This window comes from Lichenicola cladoniae (assembly GCF_013201075.1).
In the GTDB taxonomy this organism is placed as follows: Bacteria; Pseudomonadota; Alphaproteobacteria; order Acetobacterales; family Acetobacteraceae; genus Lichenicola; species Lichenicola cladoniae.
Genome location: NZ_CP053708.1, coordinates 3405924 through 3422857, shown reverse-complemented (window position 1 = coordinate 3422857; position 16934 = coordinate 3405924). Strand labels below are relative to the sequence as shown.

Genomic DNA, 16934 nt, shown 5'->3' with positions numbered 1-16934 from the left:
CCTGTAAGGGAGCGGCCCTTTTTCCTGGCCTCGCTCCGGGCGCTACCGCCCCGGAACGGCCAGCCACATCGCGCTATTGCCCTGTATGATCTCCGGCTCCGGCTGTTCGGACGAGACACTGCCGATCAGCAGCCTGCCCGCCGGCAGCACGGCCGCGCCGAAGCCGAAATTGACCACGACGCGAACGGGTCCGTTATCCAGCACCAGCATGTCGGGGCCGGAATCCAGCCAGCGCAGTTGGCCGTTTCCCAGCCCGTATTCCCTTCGAAGCCGCAGCACGGCTCGATACAGTTCCAGCGTCGAACCGGGCGCATCCTCCTGCTGGTCCACCGCGTAGTGCGCGAACCCGTCCGGCTGCGGTAGCCAGGTCGCAGGGCCCGGGCCGAAACCGAATGACGGTGCATCGGCTATCCAGGGTATCGGCACCCGGCACCCATCACGCCCGACCTCAGCGCCATTGGTCCGATGGAAGGCGGGGTCCTGACGATAGGCCGCGTCCAGCGTCGTATGCTCCGGCAGGCCCAGTTCCTCGCCCTGGTAGAGATAGGCCGAGCCGGGGAGCGCCAGCGTGAGAAACGCCAGGGCGCGGGCGCGTCGAAGCCCCAGCGCCTCGTCGGGCTGCTCCGCCTTGCTGTCGATGCCTTTCGGCCGCACGCCGGGCTTGCTCAATCCCAGCCGCGCGGTGTGGCGCACGGTGTCGTGGTTCGACATCACCCAGGTCGTCGGAGCGCCCACCGAAGCCGCCGCCGCCAGCGACCCGTCGATGACGCGGCGCAGCATCCGCGCGTCCCATCGGGCCAGCAGATAGTCGAAGTTGAAGGCCTGGTGCATCTCGTCGGGCCGCACGTAGCGGGCGAGATGCGCCTGCGGCCGCACCCAGGCTTCCGCCACCATCATCCGGTCGCCGGGATAGGCGTCGAGCACGCGGCGCCAGTCGCGATAGATCGCGTGCACGCCGTCCTGGTCCCACATCGGGCCCATGTTGACGCCATCGTCGGTCCCGTCGCCGACCATGCTGGCCTGGCGCTCCCAGTCGGGCAGGCCCGGCGCCTTGATCAGCCCGTGCGCCACGTCCACGCGAAACCCGTCCACGCCGCGGTCGAGCCAGAAGCGCAGCACATCCTCGAACTCGGTGCGGACCTCGGGATGCTGCCAGTCCAGGTCGGGCTGGCGTCGGTCGAACAGGTGCAGATACCACTGGCTTTCGCCGGGCCATCGCGACCACGCACGCCCACCGAAAACGCTCTTCCAGTTGTTCGGAGGCAGCGTGCCATCCGGCCCCTGTCCATCCCTGAAGATGTAGCGCGCCCGCTCCGGACTGCCGGGCGGGGACGCCACCGCCGCCCGGAACCAGGCATGTTCGTCGGAGGTGTGGTTCGGCACCAGATCGACGATCACCCGAAGCCCCAGCGCGTGCGCGTCCCGCAGCAGCCGGTCGCAATCCTCGAGCGTGCCGAACAGCGGGTCGACCCCGCGATAATCCGATACGTCGTAGCCCGCATCGGCCTGCGGCGACGGGTAGAACGGGGACAGCCAGACCGCATCGACACCAAGCCGTGCCAGGTAGGGCAACCGGGAGGTGATGCCGGGAAGATCGCCGATGCCGTCGCCGTCGGAATCCGCGAAGGATCGAGGATACACCTGGTAGATGACCGCGGTGCGCCACCATTCGGTGGCCGTGGTGTCGGTCGTCGCGATCTGGTCGTTCATGCCAGGGGGAAGCTTTCGATAACTGCAAGATCGAGCAACGACTGGCCCCAGGGGCGGTTCTGGAGCTTCTTTCGGAGCCGGCCGGCTACCGGCCCATCGCCCCGCCGCACGATTCCCGGATGATGAGGCTCGGCTGCAGGCAGATCGTCCGGGAGGCACTCGCCGGATCGGCGATCAAGGCGCGGAGCAGCGACACGGCATGGCGTGCGATCGCATCGACCGGCTGGGCCACGACAGTCAGCCGGGGATGGAAACAGTCCGCCCATTCGAAATCGTCGAAACCGACGACGGCCAGCTGGTCCGGAACGCCGAGCCCGGCGTCGCAGACCGCCTGCATCAGTCCAATCATCGAGTGGTTGTTGCCGGCGACGATCGCGGTCGGGGGGTGTGCCAGCCGGAACAACGCGTGTGCTGCGGATCGCGCCGCGTCGACGTCGGTCGTACTGGCCTGCACAAGCTCGGGCTCGGGATCGAGACCGTCCTGCCGTATGGCGTTCCGGAACGCGACGACCCGCTCGATCGTGGTGGCGATGCCGGGCTGCCCGGCGATCAGGCCGATCCGGCGATGTCCAAGCTTGATGAGCCTGTCCAGCAACAAGCGGATGCCGGTCGCATTGTCCACACCGACCTGGCTGAACCCGGGTGCGATCAACCGGTCGATCAGGACGGCAGGCAGCGCCGTCTTGCGCAGGTAGTGCAGCGATTGCTGGTCGCTGCCGTCGCCGACCGGGGCCAGCAGCACGGCGTCGACGCGGCGCTGGTGAAACGACCGGATGACCGCAAGCTCACGGTCCGGGTCTTCGCCCGTGTCCGCAAGCAGGACCGGCAGGCCTAGCTTCGCGCATTCCGAAACGATCGCCTGCAGCAGCGCCACGAAATAGGGGTTGGAGACGATCGACATGGCGATGCCGACGGTGCCTGTGCTTGAGCGGGCCAACGATCGGGCGATGGTGTTCGGGATGTAGCCCGTCGCACCGATCGCGGCCTCGACCGCGGCCCGTGTGGTCGGGTGAACGAAGCGGGTGTTGTTGACGACATGCGAGACCGTGGACACGGCAACGCCGGCGCGCCGTGCAACGTCCATCATGGTTGGCACAGAGTTACTCCTGCAGTTGGCCCCGACGGGTGGCCGGCCACCCGTCGGATCCGCGCCGGTTAGCGGGCCCGCGTCAGAACGGGAAGCTGTCGACGTTGGCGGCCGTGGCGACGACCGGGGCTCCCAGGATGACGATGCCGCCGGCGCCGACCGTGTACTGGCCGAGGTGGCCCGCCGTGAAGGTGGCGCCCTCGACCGGCTTCACCTTGCATTGTGCCAGGGCCTGCGCGGTGTAGTACGACAGGTAGCCCAGGTCGGGAACGTTCCACCAGACGTCCGAGACCGAGCCCTGGCTCACGTATTTCTTGACCAGCGTGACCGGACCGAGACCCGACAACTTGATCTTGCTGAGCAGGCCGGCCTGGTCCAGTGCGCGTGCGGCAGCCGGCAGGCCGATGCCGGCCGGTACGATGATGCCCTTCAGCTGTGGGAATGCCTGCACCAGCGCCAGGGTCTGCTGCTGGTTGATCTGCTCGCTCTCCTGGCCGTAGGCGACCTGCACCAGCTTCATCTTGGCGAACTTCGGATCGTGCGCGATGGTCTCGCGCATGTTCGCGATCCACTTGTTCTGGTTCGACGCGGTCGGGGTCGATGACAGGATGGCGAACTGGCCGTCGTAATTGATCGCCTTGCCCAGGCTCTGCAGCATTTCCTCGCCGAGCAGTTCCGACTTGGCCTGGTTCACGAACAGCGAGCGTGCCTTCGGCGCGACGTCGGAATCATAGGCGATGACCCAGATATTCTGCGCCTCCGCCCGGCGCAGCGCCGGCGCCAGCGCATTCGCGTCGTTGCCGGAGATGGCGATCACGTCGACGCCCTGAGTCACCATGTTGTTGATGAAGGCGATCTGCGCTTCCGCCGTCGCCTGGGACGGCGCCTGCAGCACGATCTTGCCGCCGATCTCGGACTGCGCCTTCTGCGCCCCGGTATTGGCGGACTGGAAGAACGGGTCGGTATCGAGTTTCGGGATATAGCCCACGGTGACCGGGCCCTTGCGGCACTCGGCTGCGGTGGCAGCGCCGCCCGACATGAGGGCACAGGCGATCATCGCCTGCATGAGTGCGCTCGTTCTCGATGTCATTGTCATCCTCCTGGAGATTTCTTGTTCTGGTTGGGGACGTTTCTCTCAGGCCGGCGACGCGGCGCCGGCCTGTGGAGCTGGTGCGCGGCGGCGGGCGCGCAGGCGGGCCAGCCGAGATTCGACGAGACCGTTGAGCAGCAGCGACAGGATCAGCAGCAGCCCGATCGAGATCCCCTGGGCCTCGCCGCCGATACCCTCGAGGCCCAGTACATTGCGCAGCGTCGCGAGCAGCAGGGCCGCCCAGATCACCCCGGTCAGCCGGCCACGACCGCCGAACACGTTGATGCCGCCGAGCAGCGCCATGGTGATGATTTCCAGCTCGAAACCCTGTGCATTGTCGGCACGCGCGTTCGACAGCCGGGCGGTGAACACGATGCCGGCGATGGCGCACATCAGCCCGGACAGGGCGAACAGGCCGAGCTTCAGCCGGCCGATGGCGATGCCGGAATAGAGCGCCACGTCCGGACTACCGCCGACCGCATAGATGCGCCGTCCGATCGCGGTGGCGGACAGGACCAGCATGAACACCGGAGCCAGCAACAGGAACGGTACGATGGTCTGCGGGATCGCACCGACCAGGAAATTGCCGATGCCGAAATCGGTGAGTGCGTCGGGAAGTTCGTTGACCGAGTCGGCGCCGAGCAGCACGTAGCCGAGGCCGCGGTAGAACGCCATCGTGCCCAACGTCACCAGCAGCGACGAGAGGCCGAGCCTGGTCACCAGCAGGCCGTTGACGACGCCGCAGGCCGTGCCTGCCAACAGCACGATCGGGATCGCCAGCGCCAGCCCGATGCCTGCCTGCAGCAATACTCCCAGTACGACGCTGCTCAATGCCAGGATGCTGGCGACCGACAGGTCGATCTCGCGGGTGATCATCAGTAGCGCCATCGGCAGCACGATCAGCGCCTTTTCCGAGATGCCTGCGATCGCCTGCGAAATATTGAACCCGGTCGCGAAGCGAGGCACCGTCGCGACCGCCGCCAGGATGAACAGCGAGGTCAGCGCGCCCAGGCAGGATTCCCACGTCGCGAAGCGGCGCAGCGCCGTCGCGGCTCTCTCCCCGCGTGTCATCGTGCGGTCCTTTCGGTGACGGAGCGCAATGCCCGGCGGGAGACGAAGGCGTCGAGCGAGATCGCCAGCACGATGACCAGGCCGTATACGCCCTGCAGCCACAGCGGATTGACCCGCACCAGCGTCAGCCCGTTCTGGATCACCAGCAGCATCAGCGCACCGAGCACGATCCCGGTGATGGTGCCGGCACCGCCCCGGATCGCGGTGCCGCCGACCACCACGGCCGCAATCACCGTCAGTTCGTAGCCGCTGGCGACCCGGGCATCGACGGTCGCATAGCGGGAGGCCCACAGCGCGCCGTCCAGCCCGGCCAGGAGTCCGGCGCAGGCGAACGCACCCAGGACCAGCCGGTCGCTGCTGATGCCGATCAGGCGGGCACCGGCAGGATTGGAGCCGACCGCGAACAATTCCCGCCCCTGCGGCAGGCGTTGCAGGATCGCCGCCAGCAGCGCCAGCGCGACCGCCGCGGCGATCAGGATGACCGGGATGCCGAGGACGTGGATCGCGGTCATGTCGAGCCAGGCCTGCGGCACCTGCTCGGTGCTGATCTGGCGACCGCCGGCGATCATGCTGCACAGGCCTCGGTAGAGGGACAGCGTGCCGAGCGTCACCACGATCGACGGCACCCGGCCGCGGGTGACCACCAGCCCGTTCACGATGCCGCAGCCCAGCCCGACCAGGCCGGCGATCGCCACCGCACCGGCGAGCGGAAGTCCCGGGAACCGGTGCAGCGCGTCCGCGCAGAGATAGGCCGAGAGCCCGATCACCGAGGCCACCGACAGGTCGATGTTGCGGGTGATCATCACCAGCATCTGGCCGGCCGCGACGATGATCAGCAGCGCCAGGTCCATCGCCACCGCATCGATGTTGGCCAGGCTCAGCATGCGCGGATTGATCAGGGTCGCCGGCACGATCATCGCGACGATCGCCGCCACCAGGCCGAATTCGCGCCGGAACAGGCTGCGGCGCGGTGCCGGCGGGCGGACAGCCGGATCGTGCCGCGCTGCCTGCACCGCGTCCGTCGCACCCGCCACCGCGTCGGCGGCGCTCGTCTTCCTGGCGGCTCCCGCCGCATCTGTCGCCGCCAGCAACACCGATTGCTGGGTCGCGTCCTTGCCTTGCATGCGCGCCGACACGTGCCCTTCGCGGAACACCAGGATGTCGTGGCACATGCCGAGCAGCTCCGGCATCTCGGACGAGATCAGGATGATCGCCATGCCGCCTCGTGCGAGGTCGGCGATGATGGCGTGCACTTCCGCCTTGGCGTTGACGTCGATGCCCTGGGTCGGCTCGTCCAGGATGAGCACCCTCGGCGCGGTCGCCAGCCACTTCGCCAGCACCACCTTCTGCTGGTTGCCGCCGGACAGGGTGCTGACCGGCTGGTCGTAGCTGCTGAAGCGCAGGTTCATCCGGTCCAGCGGCTGCTCGACCAGGGCCAGCTCGCGATCCCGGCTGATCAGTCCGTGTCGCGCCGCCTGCCGCAGCACGGTGAGCGACGCATTGTCCAGGATGCTGAAATCCATCACCAGGCTCTGGCCCAGCCGGTCTTCCGACACGTAGCCGACGCCCGCCTGCATGGCGGCGCCGGCGGACCGGAAGGCGTGCCGCACCCCGTCGATCGCGATCGTGCCGGCGGTGGGCTGGTCGATGCCGAACAGCACGCGGGCCACCTCGGTCCGGCCGCTGCCGACCAAGCCGCCGAACCCCAGGATCTGGCCTGCATGCAGATCGAACGAGACGTCGGTGAAGGCGCCGCGCCGCGACAGGCCGTCTGCCTGCAGCACGATTGTGTCGCGGGGCGGGTCGAGGGTCGGATACAGCGTGCCGAGCTCGCGCCCGACCATCATGGTGACCGCGTCCGCCGGACTGAGGTCGCCGATCGGCGCCATTCCGACCTGGCGGCCATCGCGGAGCACCACCACGCGATCCGCGATGCGGTAGATCTCCTCCATGCGGTGGCCGACGAACATCATCGCCACGCCACGCTTCTTCAGCTGCTCGACGACGGCGAACAGCCGCTCGACCTCGCCGCGCGACAGGGCCGCGGTCGGTTCGTCCATGATCAGCACGCGCGCATCGACCGACAGGGCACGCGCCACTTCGACCAGCTGCTGTTCGGAACTGCGCAGCAGGCCGAGCGACCGGCGCGGTGCGCAATCGAGCCCCACCACCTGCAGCAGCCGCGCGGCGTCGGCTTCGATCCGTCGCTGGTCGAGCTGTTTCAGCCGGGTCAGCGGCATGTGGCCGATGGCGATGTTCTCGGCCACGGTGAGATCGGGAAACAGGCCTGGGTGCTGGTGCATGACGGCGATGCCGTTGGCCAGGGCATCGTGCGGGCTGCGAAGCACGACGTCCTTGCCGTCGAGACGGACGCTGCCCTCGTCGGGGCGATGCACGCCCGCCAGCATCTTCACACAGGTGCTTTTGCCGGCGCCGTTCTCACCGAGAAGCGCCAGGACTTCGCCCGGGCGTAGTTCGAAGTCGGCGTGGGCCAGGGCCACGACGCCACCGAACACCTTCCTGACATTTGCCAGGGACGCCGCGCCGGCACCGTCACGCACGTGACCGGCTCCGGCTGCCTGTTGCAGACCGTCCAACATGTTTCCTCCGAGGCCGCGCATGATTGCCTGTCGGCATCTGCGTTCTTTCGTTCCTCAAGATGAAGCCTAGGCCCGGCCCAAGCGCTCGCGCAAGCGCTTCGATATACCACGTCCAAATTTTGTTTCGGCGGTCGTATCGATGCCCGGACCCAGACCCCAAGCTGGCTGCCCCGCCCCGAATCGGCTAACCCAATTCCTGTCCCGGCCTATCGGGATCGGAGGGCCCTCGGCCCTTTGCGGGTCCAGGGCAGCGCCCTGGCCTCACTGCTCACGGCGCGCGCCCCAAGGACCTCCCGATGCAAGACGATCTCGACACCCTCAAGCAGGACACCCTGGCGGCCCTGGCTGCCGCCTCGGACCAGCGCGCGTGGGACACGGTGCGCGTCGGCACGCTTGGCAAGTCGGGTCGCCTGACCGCGCTGCTGAAGGAGCTGGGCAAGGCCGCTCCCGACGAGCGCCGGGCGCGCGGGGCCGCCCTGAATGCGCTGCGGGACGAGCTGGGCGTGGCGATCGAAGCGCGTGGGAACGAGCTGGAGAGTGCCGCCCTGGATGCGCGCCTGGCGTCCGAGAGGGTCGATGTCACGCTGCCGGCGTTCCCCGAGGTGCCGGGCCTGATCCATCCGTTGAGCCGGACCATCGAGGAGATGGTGGCGATTTTCGGCGCGATGGGGTTCTCGGTGGCCGAGGGGCCGGACATCGAGACCGAGTGGCATAATTTCTCGGCGCTCAACACGCCGGCGCATCATCCGGCACGCACCGACCACGACACCTTCTACCTGCCGTCGCTGGCGGGCGAGGGGCCGGCGAGCCGGGTGCTGCGCACGCAGACGTCGGGCGTGCAGATCCGGACGATGCTGTCGTCCCCGCCTCCAATCCGCATCATCGTGCCGGGCCGCACCTATCGTGCCGACCACGACGCAACGCATTCGCCGATGTTCCACCAGTGCGAAGGCCTGGTGATCGGGCCGGCGACGGGTGAAGGCGCGATCACGCTCGGCCATCTGAAAGGCACGGTGATCGAGTTCCTGCGCGCGTTCTTCGGGCAGCCGTCGCTGCCGGTGCGGTTCCGCGCATCGTATTTCCCTTTCACCGAGCCCTCGATGGAGGTCGATATCGGCTGGAGCCGCCGTACCGGCGAGATCGGCGGCGGCGCGGACTGGCTGGAGGTGCTGGGCTCGGGAATGGTGCATCCGCGGGTGCTGGCCAACTGTGGGCTCGACCCACGCGAGTGGCAGGGGTTTGCGTTCGGGATGGGGATCGAGCGCCTGACCATGCTCAAGCACGGTATTCCGGACCTGCGCTCGCTGTATGAGAGCGACCTGCGCTGGCTGCGTCACTATGGCTCGAGTCCGCTGGCTCCCTCGATGCTGCATGAGGGGATCTGAGTCATGAAGTTCACCCTGTCCTGGCTGCGCGACCATCTCGACACCGAGGCCACGCTCGACGAACTGACCGCCCGGCTGAACCAGATCGGCCTCGAGGTCGAAGGCGTCGAGAACCGTGGCGCCGCACTGGCACCGTTCCGCACCGCGCGCATCCTGTCCACCGAGCAGCATCCGAATGCGGACCGCCTGCGCGTGTGCATGGTCGATGTCGGACTGGAGGATGGCGCCAATGCGCCGGTGCAGGTGGTGTGCGGCGCACCGAACGCACGGGCCGGAATCTCGGTAATTTTCGCAAGCCCCGGTACGTTCATTCCCGGCAGCGAGATCACCATCAAGGCCGGCGAGATCCGCGGCCAGAAGAGCGACGGCATGCTGTGCTCGTTGCGCGAACTGGGCCTCGGCACCGAGCATGACGGCATCGCCGAGCTGCCCGAGAACACCACGCCGGGCCAGTCCTATGCCAACTTCGCCGGCCTCGACGATCCGGTGATCGAGATCGCCATCACCCCGAACCGCGGCGACGCGCTGGCTGTGCGTGGCGTCGCCCGCGACCTGGCGGCGGCGGGGATGGGACATTTGCGGCCCTGGCTGGCGCAGACGGTGGAGGGCACGTTCGACAGCCCGATCGTCTGGGAGAACGCCTTCCCAGAGGCCTGCCCGTACGTGCTCGGCCGCACCATCCGCGGCGTGACCAACGGGCCGAGCCCGGCCTGGCTGCAGGAGCGGCTGATCGCCGTCGGCCTGCGTCCGATCAGCGCGCTGGTCGACGTGACCAATTTCTTCGCACTCGATCTCGGGCGTCCCCTGCATGTGTTCGACGCCGACACGGTGTCGGGCGGCGTGCTGACGATCCGTCGTGGCGAGAACGACAGCCTGGTGGCGCTGGATGGCCGGACCTACGCGGCCGACGCCGAGGATTGCGTGATCGCGGATGCCGCCGGAGTGCAATCGTTCGCCGGGTTGATGGGCGGCGGCGCCACCGGGGCGTCGGACACCACCACCTCCGTGTTCGTCGAGTGCGCGCTGTTCGAGCCGGTCCGGATCGCCTTGTCCGGGCGCCGGCATGGGCTGAACAGCGACGCGCGCCAGCGGTTCGAACGCGGGATCGACCCGGCGCTGCCGGTGGCGGCCCTCGAGGCGGCCACCCGCATGATCATCGAGCTGTGCGGCGGCGAGGCCAGCGAAGTGGTGTGGGCCGGCGAGGAACCGGACTGGCGGCGCGAGGCGGCGCTGCGCTTCTCGCGGATCGCGGAACTGGGCGGGCTGGACGTGGAACCCGACCTGGCGGTGCGCTCGCTGGAAGCACTCGGGTTCGCGCTACGATCGCGCGACGAGACCCGGGCGGTGTTCGATGTCCCTTCGTGGCGCAACGACATCGCGGCACCGATCACGCTGGCGCCGCAGCCGGGCTCGACCCGCGACGAGGCGGCGGCGATCGCCGGCGTGGCGGCGGTCGAGGCGGAATGCGACCTGATCGAGGAGGTGCTGCGCCTGCGTGGGCTCGATGCCGTGCCGCCGGTGACGCTGCCCTTGCTGGGTGCTGTACCGCTGCCGTCGCTCTCGCCGCGGCAGGTGCGCGGCGCCATCGCGCGCCGTGTACTGGCATCGCGGGGAATGGCCGAATGCATCGGCTTCAGCTTCACCGCACGGTCGCATGCGGCACGGTTCGGCGGCGTGCCCGACAGCCTGCACTTGCTCAACCCGATCGCCGCCGACCTCGACCAGATGCGGCCGACCCCGCTGGCGACGCTGGTGCAGGCGGCTGCACGCAATACCGCACGAGGCCTGACCGACCTGTCGTTGTTCGAGATCGGCGCCGGCTTCGAGGAGAGCGGGCTCGGCCTGGACGGGCAGCGCCTGATCGCATCCGGCCTGCGCGCCGGCCGCACACCCCGCCATCCCGGTCGTCCGGCGCAGGATGTTTCGGTGTGGGACGCCAAGGCGGACGCAACGGCTTTGCTGGCGGCACTCGGGGTACCGTCCGAAGCGGTGTCGGTCACGGCCGATGCGCCGGCGCATTATCATCCGGGCCGGTCCGGCGTGCTGCGCCAGGGCCCGAAGATCGTGCTCGGCTATTTCGGGCAACTGCATCCAGGCCTGTGGCAGGCACTCGGCCAGGGCGGCACGGCGATCGGGTTCGAGCTGTTCCTGGATGCGGTCGCCGATCCGAAGCGTCGTCGCAAGGGCGCCCCGGATCTGCCGTCGCTGCAGCCGGTGCGTCGCGATTTCGCCTTCCTGGCGGAGAGCCGGGTGACGGCGGAAGCTTTGCTGCGGGCAGCCCGCGGTGCGGAACGGACGTTGATCGCCGGGGTGAGCCTGTTCGATGTTTACGAAGGCGAGAAGGTGCCGGACGGCATGAAGTCGCTGGCGATCGAGGTGGTGTTCCAGCCGCGCGATCGCACGCCAACCGACGCGGAGCTTGAGGCGGCTTCGGCCAAGGTGGTCGCCGCGGTGACCAAGGCGACCGGCGCCACATTGCGAACCTGATGCGGGTTTAACGGGTGCACCCTGAACGAGGATATCGTCCCGAATTCGAGGGCGCAGAGGAATTACGATGACCCGTCGCATGACGACGGCGCTTCTGCTTCTGCTGGGCTCGGCCTCGGCAGGGATGGCCGCGCCACGCTATCAGGTTGGCCACGCCGTCTATGGCTGCGTCGATCCGCGCGCGACCACTGCGCTGAGCGCCCATGCCGACGCGGCGCAGGCGCGCTGGGGCCTTCGCGTGCGTCGCCGCGGCCGCTGCTTCGTGCTGACGCCGGCGCAGCAGCTGGAGATCATCCTGCATCGGCCCGGGCTGGTGCTGCTTCGGCTGGCGCCGCCCCATGTGGGCGTGCCGCCATTGTTCGTGCTTGCGCGTGACATAAGGCCGGCGAGGCCGCTGGATCCGGCGGTCGTCGGGCAACCGGTGTTTACATCCTCGATCGCGCCACCCAAGGCGCAGGCGGCTCCGGTGTTCACATCCAGCATCGGGCAGATCCGGCAGCATGCCGGTGCACCTGCTTCATCGGCCAGCCCGGCGCCTGCCTCGTCGGACCTGGTGCCGCTCCCATCTCCGATCCCCACTTCGGCGCCCGCCAGCGCGGTCCCCGTTGTCCCACCGGTCGCTGCCCCGGCATGGCCGCCGCAGACGGCGACGGGGGCGACCTCGCACCAGGGCCACGCATTGTTGACGAGTATCCTGGTGACGCTGCTGCTGCTGGTTTTCGTAGGCGGCGCGCTGCTCGTCGCCCGGCGGCGACGGCATTTCGCGCATGTCGAGGATGCAGGCTGGCCGCCGCACGAGGACGGGACCCCGACCGAACCGGTGGTGATCGCGCCGAAGCCCGGCGCGATGCCGACGCCGCAGGATTTCCGCAAGCTCTGCGCGACCGAACTCGAGGCCGCAGGGTGGACGACGCAACTGGGCTTCAACGACGGCGGCGCCGGTCCGGACATTATCGGCCGGCGTCCCGATGCCGTCCTCGTGGTGCGCTGCCGTGTATCGCCGACGGCGATTACCGGCGAGATGGTGGACGAGGCCGCAATCATGGGCTCGCGCCAGGAGGCCGCCATCACCGCGCTCGCCTCGAACGCGCCGTTCTCGCAGCGCGCCCGCGACGAGGCGATCCGTCTTGGCGTGCATCTGCTGCGCGACACCGAGCTGGCGGCTTTCGTCGGCTGAACACCTGGTCCGTCATCCCGACGCATGCCATTCTAGGACCGTAATGATCTAGGTTCCGTGTGCATGACAGCCTGGTGGTCCGGCGACGCCCGGTCATTTCTCGAACTGGCCGACCATCAGCTTGTGGCAATCCTATCGGAACGGGCGATCCGGCAGTTCCGTGTCAACGAGGTGCAGCAGCTTCGGGCATGGGACGCACAGGCGGCAATTCTGCGTGACGCGCTATGCCGACTTTCCGATATCGGCCAGTGGCGCGTGTTGCTGGAGTTCGAGATCCCGCGGCTTGGCGGCCGGATCGACGTGGTCCTGCTGTCACCCAAGGCGATCCATGTCCTCGAGTTCAAGGTCGGTGCCGAGCGGTTCGACGCGGCCGCGCACGATCAGCTCGAGGGTTACGCGCTCGACCTGCAGGACTTCCATGCCGGCTCCCGTCGCCATCCGATTCTGCCGATCCTGGTGGCGACCGACGCACCGGCCCCGTTCCCGATGCTGCCGTTCATGTATCCCGGGCGGGCGCCGGTGCTGAACGCCAGCGCATCCAGTCTCGGTGACCTGTTGCAGGCGCTCGACGCCCAGATGACCACGGTGGGACAGGCGCTGGATTGCGCGGCCTGGGAACGATCAGCTTATCAGGCGGTGCCGAACGTGATCGAGGCAGCCTGCAAACTCTATGACCGTAACGATGTGGCGGAAATCGCCAGCGCCCGTGCCGATGCCGTCAACCTGACCCTGACCGCCAGCCGGATCGCGTCGATCCTGGGCGACAGCCGTGCCGCCGAAGCCAAGGCTATCCTGTTCGTCACCGGCATCCCGGGCGCCGGCAAGACCCTGTGCGGGCTGAACGCCGCGTTCGCCAGGACGTCCGAGGAACCGGAGGCGGTTTTCCTGACCGGCAATCCGACGCTGGTTCATGTGCTGCGCGAAGCGCTGGTGCGCAACATCGTCGCCAACTCGGACACCAGGCGGGATGTCGCGGCGCACCGCATGAAGGGCGTGATCCAGGCGCTGCCGCGGTTTCGCGACGACGGCGTGCGCCTGGGCAAGGCCCCGCCCGAGCGGGTGGTGGTGATCGACGAGGCGCAACGGAGCTGGACCGAGGCGCACGCCGTCGCCCGGACGCGCGACCGGCCCGTGCAGCTCGACCGGTCGGAGCCGGCGCATGTGCTGGACATCATGGCGCGGCACGAGGGTTTCGCCGGCATCGTCTGCCTGATCGGCAACGGGCAGGAGATCCATGACGGGGAGGGCGGTCTTGCCGCCTGGGGACTGGCGCTGGAGCAGCGGCCGGAGTGGCGGGTGTTCGTGTCGAGCGCCTCGCTGGAGCATCCCGAACCACGGAACCGGCTGCCGCCCCTGCCGGGTCTGACGATCGAACCCGCCTTGCACCTGACGGTACCGGTCCGCTCGCTGCGGCACGATGCGACGCCGCTCTGGGTCGATGCGGTACTGCGTGGCGACGCGGCATCCGCCCGCTCGATCATCGCCGCGGAGGGCGAAGTGCCGTTCCGCCTGACCCGGGATCTCGTATCGTTGCGGGCCGGGTTGCGGGCCGCTGCACGGGACGTCCATCGCGCCGGCCTGGTGGCGAGTGCCGGTGCCCGTCGGCTGCGTGCGGAGGGACTCGGATGCGAGCTCGAGCATATGGACCCCGGCGCGGTGGCGCGCTGGTTTCTCGATAGCTGGCTGCGTGACCGGGACGTTCGCGCGTCCGACGCGCTCGAGCTGGTGGCCACCCAATTCTCGATCCAGGGGCTTGAGCTCGACCAGGTCGGGCTGTGCTGGGACGGCGACCTGGTGCGGGCCGGTGACGGCACGAACGCGTGGCAGGCGCGCTCGTTCCGGGGCACGCGGTGGCAGCAGTCGCGCGATGCCGACAAGATCGCCTGGCGGCTCAACACCTACCGGGTGCTGCTGACCCGGGCCCGCTTCGACACCATCATCTGGGTGCCGCGCGGCGATGCGGACGATCCCAGCCGGGACCCCGCGGTGTTCGACCAAATCGCCGGCTTCCTCGCCGCGTGCGGCATCAGGCCCCTGGCCGGGGCGCCCGCCCGCCCGGTCGCCGTCACGGCCGACACGGAACGCCTGTTCGCCTGAGCCCGCTTACTGACTTTCCCCGCGGTTTCGCTTATCTGTGCGCGCATGACCGACACGCCGCTCTCGCTGATCCGCAATTTCTCGATCATCGCCCATATCGACCATGGCAAGTCCACCCTCGCCGACCGGCTGATCCAGGTCTGCGGCGGGCTGACCGAACGCGAGATGACCAACCAGGTCCTCGACAACATGGACATCGAGCGCGAGCGGGGCATCACCATCAAGGCCCAGACCGTCCGCCTCGACTACAAGGCGCAGGACGGCAAGACCTACGTGCTCAACCTGATGGACACGCCCGGGCACGTCGACTTCGCCTATGAGGTCAGCCGCTCGCTGGCAGCCTGCGAGGGCTCGCTGCTGGTGGTCGATGCCTCCCAGGGGGTCGAGGCGCAGACGCTGGCCAACGTGTACCAGGCGCTGGACGCCAACCACGAGATCGTGCCGATCCTGAACAAGATCGACCTGCCGGCCGCGGAGCCCGAGCGGGTGCGCCAGCAGATCGAGGACGTGGTCGGCATCCCCGCCGATCATGCGGTCGAGATCTCGGCGAAAACCGGCATCAACATCGGCGGCGTGCTCGAGGCACTGGTCACCAGGCTGCCGGCCCCGACCGGCGATCCCGACGCCCCCCTGAAGGCGCTGCTGGTCGATAGCTGGTACGACGCCTATCTCGGCGTGGTCATCCTGGTGCGGATCAAGGACGGAAGGCTAAAGCGGCACGCCAAGATCCGCATGATGGCCAAGGGCTCGGTGCACAGCGTCGAGCAGGTGGGCGTGTTCACCCCCACGATGAAGCCGGTCGACGATCTCGGGCCAGGCGAGATGGGTTACATCACCGCCGCCATCAAGACGGTGGCCGACTGCAACGTCGGCGACACCATCACCGAGGATCGCCGTCCCGCCACCGAGGCACTACCGGGCTTCAAGCCGTCCGTGCCGGTGGTCTGGTGCGGCCTGTATCCGATCGACGCCGACGATTTCGAGAAGCTGCGCGAGAGCCTGTCCCGCCTGCGCCTGAACGATGCGAGCTTCCATTACGAGGCGGAGACGTCGGCGGCACTCGGGTTCGGCTTCCGCTGCGGCTTCCTGGGCCTGCTGCACCTGGAGATCATCCAGGAGCGGCTGTCCCGCGAGTTCGACCTGGACCTGATCGCCACCGCGCCGTCGGTGGTCTACCGGCTCTACAGGACCAACGGCGAGATGGAAGAGCTGCACAACCCCTCCGACATGCCGGACGGGTCGGTCATCGCCAAGATGGAGGAGCCCTGGATCAAGGCGACCATCCTGGTGCCGGACGAGTATCTCGGCGCCGTGCTGACCCTGTGCAACGACCGGCGCGGCCGCCAGGAGGACCTCACCTATGTCGGCAACCGGGCGATGGCGGTGTATCGCCTGCCGCTCAACGAGGTGGTGTTCGACTTCTACGACCGGCTGAAGTCGGTCAGCCGCGGCTATGCCAGCTTCGACTACTCGATCGACGGCTACGAGGAGAGCGACCTCGTGCGCATCTCCATCCTGGTCAATCTGGAGCCGGTGGATGCGCTGTCGTTCATCGCCCACAAGGGTGCGGCCGAACTGCGGGGCCGTTCGATCTGCGCCAAGCTCAAGGAGCTGATCCCGCGCCAGCTGTTCAAGATCGCCATCCAGGCGGCGATCGGCAGCCGGGTAATCGCCCGCGAGACCATCGGCGCCCTGTCCAAGGACGTGACGGCGAAGTGCTACGGCGGCGACATCAGCCGCAAGCGCAAGCTGCTGGACAAGCAGAAAGAGGGCAAGAAGCGCATGCGGCAGTTCGGCAAGGTCGAAATCCCGCAGAGCGCCTTCCTGGCTGCCCTCAAGATGGAGAGCTGAGGCCGGATCGCCTCTTCCGGCTCTTGATTCGGAACGGAAAATTGGTATGTTCCGCCGCCCTGGGTAGGTAGGCTTGCCCAGGCTGCAGGATCGGTGGCCGAGTGGTTTAAGGCGCACGCTTGGAAAGCGTGTGTGCGTGAAAGCGTACCGTGGGTTCGAATCCCACCCAATCCGCCAGCAACAATGATGCAAATCAATGGGCTGGGGAGATGCGGCGGCTTTTACGGCTGCCTCCAACATAGTGCGATGAGCCGACGATGCTTAGCGCCTCCTATATAGCACTCGTTGATATTTTGACTGTGCACGAACGTAATCTCCATTACTTCCGATTACCTCGTAAAGAAACGACTAGCTTTGCTGGCCTAGGCCAGTCCTGATT

At 68.1% G+C, this 16934-nt stretch carries 10 protein-coding genes and 1 tRNA gene; 6 read left to right on the top strand and 5 right to left on the bottom strand.

Annotated features, from left to right (window positions below; genetic code table 11):
* Positions 1-42: 42 nt before the first annotated feature.
* From HN018_RS15530 to HN018_RS15510, 5 genes are all read right to left on the bottom strand, one after another.
* Positions 43-1710: a glycoside hydrolase family 13 protein gene (locus HN018_RS15530; RefSeq protein ID WP_171833206.1), complete on the bottom strand. Its 1668-nt coding sequence runs from the start codon at positions 1708-1710 to the stop codon at positions 43-45.
* Between the two features lie 85 nt (positions 1711-1795).
* Positions 1796-2797 carry a LacI family DNA-binding transcriptional regulator gene (locus HN018_RS15525; protein ID WP_204259785.1) on the bottom strand — a complete coding sequence of 334 codons (1002 nt, stop codon included), beginning with the start codon at positions 2795-2797 and terminating at the stop codon, positions 1796-1798.
* Positions 2798-2879: 82 nt separating this feature from the next.
* Entirely contained in the window at positions 2880-3887 is a 1008-nt protein-coding gene (locus HN018_RS15520; RefSeq protein ID WP_204259544.1) for a rhamnose ABC transporter substrate-binding protein, read from the bottom strand.
* Between the two features lie 45 nt (positions 3888-3932).
* Complete coding sequence (locus HN018_RS15515; RefSeq protein WP_171833208.1) at positions 3933-4958, bottom strand: ABC transporter permease; 1026 nt, start codon at positions 4956-4958, stop codon at positions 3933-3935.
* On the bottom strand, positions 4955-7558 hold the full coding sequence (locus HN018_RS15510) for an ATP-binding cassette domain-containing protein (protein WP_171833209.1): 2604 nt from the start codon (positions 7556-7558) through the stop codon (positions 4955-4957). Before HN018_RS15510 ends, HN018_RS15515 begins: the two co-directional genes overlap by 4 nt.
* A 296-nt stretch (positions 7559-7854) precedes the next feature.
* Between HN018_RS15510 and pheS the strand changes: the two genes are divergently transcribed.
* The 6 genes from pheS (at position 7855) to HN018_RS15480 (ending at position 16732) form a co-directional block, all read left to right on the top strand.
* On the top strand, positions 7855-8943 hold the full coding sequence (gene pheS / locus HN018_RS15505) for a phenylalanine--tRNA ligase subunit alpha (protein WP_171833210.1): 1089 nt from the start codon (positions 7855-7857) through the stop codon (positions 8941-8943).
* A 3-nt stretch (positions 8944-8946) separates the two neighbouring features.
* Positions 8947-11430, top strand: a complete 2484-nt coding sequence (pheT, locus tag HN018_RS15500) for a phenylalanine--tRNA ligase subunit beta (protein ID WP_171833211.1) — start codon at positions 8947-8949, stop codon at positions 11428-11430.
* Positions 11431-11497: 67 nt separating this feature from the next.
* Entirely contained in the window at positions 11498-12607 is a 1110-nt protein-coding gene (locus tag HN018_RS15495; RefSeq protein ID WP_171833212.1) for a restriction endonuclease, read from the top strand.
* A 63-nt stretch (positions 12608-12670) separates the two neighbouring features.
* Positions 12671-14704: a DUF2075 domain-containing protein gene (locus HN018_RS15490; protein WP_171833213.1), complete on the top strand. Its 2034-nt coding sequence runs from the start codon at positions 12671-12673 to the stop codon at positions 14702-14704.
* A gap of 45 nt (positions 14705-14749) precedes the next feature.
* Positions 14750-16555: a translation elongation factor 4 gene (lepA, locus tag HN018_RS15485; RefSeq protein ID WP_171833214.1), complete on the top strand. Its 1806-nt coding sequence runs from the start codon at positions 14750-14752 to the stop codon at positions 16553-16555.
* 87 nt (positions 16556-16642) lie between these two features.
* Positions 16643-16732: transfer RNA gene (locus tag HN018_RS15480), tRNA-Ser, on the top strand.
* Positions 16733-16934: the final 202 nt, after the last annotated feature.

Bases quoted from the DNA above. Each gene is read 5' to 3' on its own strand.
- HN018_RS15530 (WP_171833206.1), bottom strand. From the start codon at position 1,710: ATGAACGACCAGATCGCGACGACCGACACCACGGCCACCGAATGGTGG.
- HN018_RS15525 (WP_204259785.1), bottom strand. From the start codon at position 2,797: ATGATGGACGTTGCACGGCGCGCCGGCGTTGCCGTGTCCACGGTCTCG.
- HN018_RS15520 (WP_204259544.1), bottom strand. From the start codon at position 3,887: ATGACATCGAGAACGAGCGCACTCATGCAGGCGATGATCGCCTGTGCC.
- HN018_RS15515 (WP_171833208.1), bottom strand. From the start codon at position 4,958: ATGACACGCGGGGAGAGAGCCGCGACGGCGCTGCGCCGCTTCGCGACG.
- HN018_RS15510 (WP_171833209.1), bottom strand. From the start codon at position 7,558: ATGTTGGACGGTCTGCAACAGGCAGCCGGAGCCGGTCACGTGCGTGAC.
- pheS (WP_171833210.1), top strand. From the start codon at position 7,855: ATGCAAGACGATCTCGACACCCTCAAGCAGGACACCCTGGCGGCCCTG.
- pheT (WP_171833211.1), top strand. From the start codon at position 8,947: ATGAAGTTCACCCTGTCCTGGCTGCGCGACCATCTCGACACCGAGGCC.
- HN018_RS15495 (WP_171833212.1), top strand. From the start codon at position 11,498: ATGACCCGTCGCATGACGACGGCGCTTCTGCTTCTGCTGGGCTCGGCC.
- HN018_RS15490 (WP_171833213.1), top strand. From the start codon at position 12,671: ATGACAGCCTGGTGGTCCGGCGACGCCCGGTCATTTCTCGAACTGGCC.
- lepA (WP_171833214.1), top strand. From the start codon at position 14,750: ATGACCGACACGCCGCTCTCGCTGATCCGCAATTTCTCGATCATCGCC.